The 7,026-nt window shown below is 75.2% G+C and carries 8 protein-coding genes; 6 read left to right on the top strand and 2 right to left on the bottom strand.

The features are described from left to right. Positions 1-167 precede the first annotated feature (167 nt). Positions 168-887: a sulfite exporter TauE/SafE family protein gene (locus GQS09_RS25770; protein WP_165989952.1), complete on the top strand. Its 720-nt coding sequence runs from the start codon at positions 168-170 to the stop codon at positions 885-887. 81 nt (positions 888-968) lie between these two features. Here GQS09_RS25770 and GQS09_RS25775 read toward each other — a convergent pair whose 3' ends face one another. After that, entirely contained in the window at positions 969-1,808 is an 840-nt protein-coding gene (locus tag GQS09_RS25775; protein WP_165989953.1) for a DUF3027 domain-containing protein, read from the bottom strand. Positions 1,809-2,183: 375 nt separating this feature from the next. Between GQS09_RS25775 and GQS09_RS25780 the strand changes: the two genes are divergently transcribed. Genes GQS09_RS25780 through GQS09_RS25795 form a run of 4 tightly spaced genes read left to right on the top strand, consistent with a single transcriptional unit; the run spans position 2,184 to position 6,114 of the window. Next, the gene (locus GQS09_RS25780) at positions 2,184-3,704 is read left to right on the top strand and encodes an MFS transporter (RefSeq protein ID WP_165989954.1); all 1,521 of its coding nucleotides are present in this window, start codon (positions 2,184-2,186) and stop codon (positions 3,702-3,704) included. Between the two features lie 26 nt (positions 3,705-3,730). Further along, positions 3,731-4,432, top strand: coding sequence for a hypothetical protein (locus GQS09_RS25785; protein WP_165989955.1), 702 nt, complete (start codon positions 3,731-3,733; stop codon positions 4,430-4,432). Positions 4,433-4,441: 9 nt separating this feature from the next. Then, entirely contained in the window at positions 4,442-5,143 is a 702-nt protein-coding gene (locus tag GQS09_RS25790) for a futalosine hydrolase (protein WP_165989956.1), read from the top strand. Further along, positions 5,140-6,114, top strand: a complete 975-nt coding sequence (locus tag GQS09_RS25795; RefSeq protein WP_313896334.1) for a 1,4-dihydroxy-6-naphthoate synthase — start codon at positions 5,140-5,142, stop codon at positions 6,112-6,114. Before GQS09_RS25790 ends, GQS09_RS25795 begins: the two co-directional genes overlap by 4 nt. Positions 6,115-6,180: 66 nt before the next feature. On the opposite strand, the gene GQS09_RS30805 is transcribed toward GQS09_RS25795, so the two are convergent. Continuing rightward, positions 6,181-6,564: a cold-shock protein gene (locus GQS09_RS30805; protein WP_165989957.1), complete on the bottom strand. Its 384-nt coding sequence runs from the start codon at positions 6,562-6,564 to the stop codon at positions 6,181-6,183. Positions 6,565-6,770: 206 nt separating this feature from the next. Between GQS09_RS30805 and GQS09_RS25805 the strand changes: the two genes are divergently transcribed. Beyond that, the coding region (locus GQS09_RS25805) for a hypothetical protein (protein ID WP_165989958.1) at positions 6,771-7,026 on the top strand (256 nt) is incomplete at its 3' end.

The raw sequence follows: 7,026 nt of genomic DNA on the forward strand, positions 1-7,026 counted from the left end.
CCGCCGGGCACCGCGGGGCCGGGCAGCCGGGCGCTGCCGGAGCGGTTCGCCGGACCGGCACCGCCCGGGGCCCGGCACCGGGGCGTCCGTGCACGGGCCCGCCGGCCACGGGGCACCGCGGTCATCGGACGGCGGGACAAGCCGTGCGGCTGATAACCTCGCCGCCCGTGCCTGACATAACATTCCTGCTCATCGTCGGTCCGGTGATCTTCTTCGGCTCCGTGGTGCAGGGCGGTGTGGGGCTCGGCCTGGGGCTGGTGGCCGCTCCGGTGGTGGCTTTTCTGGAGCCCTCGCTGATGCCGGGCGCGCTGCTCACCGCCACCGCGATCCTGCCGGTCCTGACCGTCGTGGCGGAATGGCGGCACATCGACTGGCGGACCCTGGCCTGGGCGCTGCCCGCCCGCCTTCCCGGCTCGGTGGCCGGGGCCTGGCTGGTGGCGGTGCTCGATCCGACCGCCCTGGGCGCGGCGGTCGGTGTGATGGTGCTGCTGGCCGTGGCGGCGACGCTCACCGCGCTGCGCATCGAGATCACCCCGGTGTCGCTGCTGACGGCCGGGGCGGCCTCCGGGCTGACCGGCACCGCGACCTCGATCGGCGGCCCGCCGCTGGCCCTGGTGCTCCAGCACTCGGCGGCACCCATGGTGCGCGGCACGCTGGGCGCGTTCTTCGTGGTCGGGGCGTCGCTGTCGCTGGCCGTGCTGGCGGCGGGCGGGCAGCTCACCGGGGAGCAGGTGTGGACGGGCCTGGTGCTGGTGCCGTTCGTGGTCGCCGGATTCGCGGCCTCCCGGCCGCTGCGCAGGCGGCTGGAGAGCGCCCGCTTCCGGGCCGCGCTGCTGGGCGTGGTCGCACTGTCCGGGCTGGCCCTGGTGCTGCGCTACCTGCTCTGACCGCGATCGCCGGGAGCGCGGCGACCGCCGCGTCGGCCGCCGGGGCCGTCGCCCCGGGCACCGGCTCCGGCGGGCGGCGGCTCAGAGCGGGTCGGCGCCCAGGTGGTCGATGACCGGCGGGGGCGGCGGCTTGGGCGCGGGCACCTTGGCCGCCTCCGAGTGCGCGCCGCAGCCGAAGGACAGCGACACCACCCGGCCGTCGGCCGGCGAGTACTGGTTGGCGCAGACCCCGAACGCCTGCCGCAGCGAGCCCGTCATCGGTACCAGGAAACCGCAGCTCGCGCAGGTGCCGGGGGCCGCCTGGGCCATCGGGGAGTCCGGGCCGTACTGCTCCTCCCAGCGCTCCGCGGCCTCCCGCATGCCGTACCGGGAGAGCACCCGCACCCGGCCCAGGCCGAGTTCCTCGGCGATGGCCGCGATGGTGGCCCGCCGGGGCGGGACCTCCCCGCCGTCGGCCCGCTCGGGCTCCGCACCGGCCTCGGCCGCGGCAGCCCCGGGCGCCTCCACCGAGTTCGGCGGCGGCTCGTCCTCGCCGGTGAAGCCGGGCTCCAGCCGCAGGTCGTCACCGGACGCCGGCAGCAGATCACCGGGGCTGAGATCACCGGGCCGCAGCCGCTCGCTCCACGGCACCCACTGGGGCGCCAGCAGCGCGTCCGGCCCCGGCAGCAGCGCCACCTCGTCGATGGTCACATGGCGGGCCCGGGCGGCCCGGGTCACCGTGACGCTCCAGCGCCAGCCGCGATAGGCCGGGTCCCGGCATTCGAAGAGGTGGGTCACCAGCCGGTCGCCTTCGGTGACAACGCCCAGATGCGGCCCGAGTGGCTGCGGGCGGGCGGCTTCGACGGCGGCCTCCCGGGCCAGCTCGACGGCCTCCACACACAACTGGTCGGCGGTTCTCCGACTTCGCGTCCGAGCAGTCACTGGCGATCGACTTTCTCCTGTGCCGTTGTCCGGTGCGGGCGCCGAGGGCGAACGAACGGGCCGACGGAGCGGTCTGGCGACGTACCGCCACCGGTCCGTCCGCGGGCCGGAGGCCGACGCGGTGACCGGAGCGGAGCCCGGCAGTGACCCGGCAGTGACCCGGCACTGTCCGGCACGCTGACCGGCGCTGTCCGGAGCCGCGGACAGTCCGGAGCCGCTGCGACGTCGTGCTCGGCAAGGCACGGCGCACCGGTCAACCACGCTACCTTACCCGGCGGCGCTCGGCTCCCGGTCGCCCGCATCCCGCCGTCCGCCGCCGCCGGACGGTGCCCGGCGGCTCCCCGGGGCGCCCATCCGGCGGCGCTGGGCCGGGGGATGGGCGGCTCCGGGGCGCGGCCGAGCCCCTACCCTTGCAGGGTGGCCACTGACAGTACGTCCGACACCGGCGTCAGGGCCCGGACCGGCGCGTTCGTCCGGGTGGTCCGGGCCGCCGGAAACGTCCTCACCGCCGCCCCCGCCGCGCTGCTCCGCCGCATCCGCAGAGCCACCCATGCCGAGGGCGCCGGCGAGTCCGGACTCGCCAAGCTCATAGAGGTGCATGCCGTTCACTCCATGGGCGACATGCTCATCACCATGGCGCTCGCCTCCACCATCTTCTTCTCGGTGCCGACCGACGAGGCGCGCGGCCGGGTGGCGCTCTATCTGGCGGTCACCATGGCGCCGTTCGTCCTGCTGGCCCCGGTCATCGGCCCGATGCTGGACCGGCTGCCGCACGGCCGCCGGGCGGCCATGGCCGCGGCACTGCTGGTGCGCGGCGGGCTGGCGCTGCTGATGACGGGCGCCGTCGCCCACGGCGGACTGGTGCTGTATCCGGCGGCGCTGGGCGTGATGGTGGCCTCCAAGGCGTACAACATCGTGCGCGCCGCGGTGGTGCCGCGGCTGCTGCCGCGGCAGATCTCGCTGGTGAAGGCGAACGCCCGGATCACCCTGACCGGCCTGCTGTCGGCGGGCGCGGCGGCCCCGCTCGGGCTGGTGCTCAACGTCATCGGCCCGCAGTGGCCGCTGTACGGGGCGTTCGTCATCACCTTCATCGGTGCCGTGATGTCCTTCCGCCTCCCCCACACGGTGGATCTGGCCAAGGGCGAACGCACCGTGCATCTGCAGGAGCTGGCGCAGGCCCGGGCCGTGGCCCGGCAGGCCGGCGACCGGCGGTCCGGCGGCGGCCTGCTGAGCCGCTTCGAGTCGGTGTTCGCCGGCCGGGGCGGAGGCGGCGGCCGGGTCGGGGCGGCCGGCCGGCGGCGCGGCGGGCTGGCCTCCGACTCCCCGGTGCTGAAGGCGCTGATCGCCAATTCGGCGCTGCGCGCGCTGGCCGGGTTCCTCATCTTCTTCCTGGCCTTTCTGCTGCGGGACCAGCCGTTCGCCGGGTTCACCGCTGCCTTGTCCATGGGCCTGGTGGGGCTGACCGCCGCGGTGGGCAACGGCGCGGGCAATCTGCTGGGCGCCTGGGCGCGGGACCGCGCGCCGGAGGCGATCCTGCTGACCATGCTGGTGCTGGCGCTGGGCAGCACGGTGCTGGCCGCCTCGGTCTACGGGCTGATCACCGTGCTGGTGGCCAGCGCGGTGGCCGGGCTGGCGCAGGCCATGGGCAAACTGTCGCTGGACGCGCTGATTCAGCGCGATGTGCCCGAGGTGGTGCGCACCTCGGCGTTCGCCCGCTCCGAGACCACGGTGCAGATGGCCTGGGTGGTGGGCGGCGCGATCGGCATCTCCCTGCCGCTGATCGGCACGGTCGGGATGGCGGTGGCGGCCGGCCTGGTGTTCTGCGGAGTGGTCACCACCGTCCGAGGGCTGCTGGCCGCGGCGCGCCGCGGCGCGCCGCACCCCCGCGTCCGGTGATCGCCATGGCCCGGTAACCTGCCCGCATGACCGCACTCTCCTGGAGCCGGGGCCGCCGGGCGGCCCGCACCACCCTCGCCGCCGGCGCCGCGTCGCTGGGTCTGTTCGTCCTGTCCGCCTGTGCCAAGCCCAGCCCGCACGCCCATTTCGTCCTCGGGTCCGACACCGAGTCGCGGGAGGCGGCGGACAGTTGCTGGAGCGAGGACGAGCCGCTCAGCGTGGAGGCCGCGCAGAGCTGCCTGACGGGCAAGGGGGATGTGGCCGCGTTCCGCACCACCGACGGCGATACCTTCCGGATCGGCGTGGACCCGGAGATCGCGGAGGACGGCTGGCTGCTGTTCTACAACGGACAGCCCGCCGATGTGGAGCTGAACACCACCACCTACCGCAGCTTCGCCGCGGACGAGCTGTACTCCATCGCGCGGTCGGCGCAGCCCTTCCCCGGCATGGAGCTGCCGGAGCCGGAGGGCGAGGAGATCCGGATCAGCGTGGTGCAGATGGCCGAGGGCTTCAGCCAGGAGGCGGTGGAGGGCGCCGCCAGCTGGGACGTGCTGATCGACGAGGTGTACGGCAACACCCGCGGGGTGTGGACGGTCGAGCTCGAACCCAGGGACGCCGCGCGGGGCGAGGAGGACGGCGGCGCGAGCACCGGCGAGCAGCAGGACGGTGAGGGCGGCGAGGGCGGCGAGGGCGCCGAGAACGACCAGGGCGGCGGGGAAGAGGGTTAGGCCGCGCCGATGGAGCTGAGCCGCGTCCTGGTGGTCACCGCCGTTCCCGCCGAGCGGGAGGCGGTCGCCGCGGCGTTGGCCGGGACGGCCCCCCTGGGCCGGGGCGGCGGGCGGCCCGAGGTGCTGGCCGCCGGGGTCGGGACGGCGGCCGCCGCGGCCCGGACCGCTGCGGCGCTGACCGCCGCCGCGCTGGCCGGGGAGCCGTACGGCCTGGTGATCTCGGCCGGTATCGGGGGCGGTTTCGTCCCGGTGACCGGGGTCGGCGGCACCGTGGTGGCGTCCCGGATCGTGGCGGCGGACCTGGGGGTGCGGACCGCGGAAGGTTTCCTGTCGGTGGCCGAGCTGGGCTTCGGCACCTGCGAGCACCTGCCCCCGGCCGGCCTGGCCGAGGCGGCGGCCGGGGCCGCCGGAGCGGTGCTGGGCCCGGTGCTGACGGTGGCCACGGCGACCGGCACCGCGCAGGGCGCCGCCGAGCTCGCCGCCCGCTGCCCGGGGGCGGCGGCCGAGGCCATGGAGGGCTTCGGCGTGGCCGAGGCCGCGGCCCCGCAGGAGGTGCCGGTGCTGGAGGTGCGGACGGTCTCCAACGCGGTCGGCCCGCGGGACCGTTCCGCCTGGCGGATCGCCGAGGCGCTCCAGGCACTGACCGAGGCGTTCGGCAAGCTGCTGCCGGTGGTGGAATCCTGGCCCGGCCCGGCAACGGAACGAAAGTGACCGCCATGCCCCACCCCTCCGGTCCCACACCCCCCGGCGCGGAGCCCCGCACAGCCGGACGGCGAGCGGCGGAGACCCGCTCGGCAGAGCGGCACGCACCGGCGGCCGGAAACCCCGCCACGGGCGCGCTGGACATCGCGTTTTCGCCGTGTCCCAACGACACCTTCGTCTTTCATGCCTGGGCGCACGGCCTGGTGCCGGACGCGCCCGAGGTGCGGGTGACCTTCGCCGACATCGACATCACCAACGGCCTCGCCGAGCGCGGCCGAGGCACCGTGCTCAAGGTCTCCTGTGCCGTGCTGCCCTGGGTGCTGCGGGAGTACGCGCTGCTGCCCTGCGGCGGGGCGCTGGGCCGCGGCTGCGGCCCGCTGGTGCTCACCCGCGACCCGGACACCACCGCGGCCGCCCTGTCCGGCGGCACGGTCGCCGTGCCGGGCGAGCGCTCCACCGCCCATCTGCTGTTCCGCCTGTGGGCGGCCGAGCGGGTACCGGGCGGCGTCGGCCGGGTGGTGGTGCTGCCGTTCCACGAGATCATGCCCGCGGTGCGGGACGGCCGGGTGGACGCCGGGCTGGTGATCCACGAGGCCCGGTTCACCTACCGCGACTACGGGCTGCACCAGCTCGCCGACATGGGCGAGTTCTGGGAGCGGTCCACCGGTCACCCGATCCCGCTGGGCGCCATCGTCGCCAAGCGCTCGCTGGGCGCGGACCGGCTGCGCGCGCTGGCCGGCACGATCCGCCGCTCGGTGCGGATGGCCTGGGACGATCCCGGCGCGTCACGGGCCTATGTGCTGCGCCACGCCCAGGAGATGGACCCGGACGTGGCGGACCGGCACATCGGTCTGTATGTCAACGACTTCACCGCCGACCTGGGCGAGGCCGGGCTGGCGGCCGTCCGCACCCTGCTGGACCGGGCCGCCGCGCAGGGTCTCGTACCGCCCGTCGATCCCGCCCTGCTCCGCCTGCCCTGAGCCGATCGCGCGACCCCTGCGGCGAGCCGGTGGTCCAGGCGAGGACACCGGCTCACACGCCGAGGCTCACACGTCGAGTTCGTCGGCGACGGCGCGGAGCATGCTGGCGATCTTGCGGCCGGCCTGCTTCTCCGGGTAGCGCCCGCGCTCCAGCTGCTGGGCGACGCCGTCGAGCAGCGTGGACAGGTCCTGGACGATGGAGACGAGCTCGTCCGGCTTGCGGCGCCGGGCCGCGACCACCGAGGGCGCCGGGTCGAGCAGGGCCACCGACAGCGCCTGCTCACCGCGCTGCCCGGCCACCACGCCGAATTCCACCCGCTGCCCCGGCTTGAGGGTGGTCACCCCATCGGGCAGCGCCGACTGGTGCACGAAGACATCGCCGCCGTCGTCACGGGAGAGAAAGCCGAAGCCCTTCTCGCTGTTGAACCACTTGACCTTGCCGGTAGGCACTTGTCCTCGTCCTCGTCGCAGTCATCCTGGCCGCCCACCGGCCAGCGTCCCAGCACATGACAGTGCGGCGGGCCGCAGGACCCGCCACACACTCCAGGCTAGTCGCACTCGGTCGCCGGTGGCACGCCGACGATCACGGTACGACCTCGTCCCACGGGAGGACCGCACCCCGCGGCTGCCCCGGGAGCGCCGCCTACCCTGGTGGGGTGAGCGGTACACCTGAGTCAGAGAGCCGGAGTGGAGACCTGCTGGTCCGGATCGGCGGAGTGATCTTCGCCGTCGGAGCGGTCGCCACGCTGATCACCTTCATCCCCATGTTCGTGGGCTCCGAACCCTTTCCCCCGGCTGCATATGCCGTGTCGATGCTGATGGGGGTGGGGTTCGCGGTGGCCGCCACCGGGCTGCTGCGCGACATCGCGGCCCAGCGGCGGCTGGCCCGGACCGCGCGCCCGGCCGCGCCCG

This window comes from Streptomyces sp. YIM 98790, assembly GCF_011421595.1.
Classification (GTDB): domain Bacteria; phylum Actinomycetota; class Actinomycetes; order Streptomycetales; family Streptomycetaceae; genus Streptomyces.

Coding starts and splice junctions, on each gene's coding strand:
- GQS09_RS25785 (WP_165989955.1), top strand. CDS start 3,731: ATGACCGCACTCTCCTGGAGCCGGGGCCGCCGGGCGGCCCGCACCACC.
- GQS09_RS25780 (WP_165989954.1), top strand. CDS start 2,184: ATGGGCGGCTCCGGGGCGCGGCCGAGCCCCTACCCTTGCAGGGTGGCC.
- GQS09_RS25790 (WP_165989956.1), top strand. CDS start 4,442: ATGGAGCTGAGCCGCGTCCTGGTGGTCACCGCCGTTCCCGCCGAGCGG.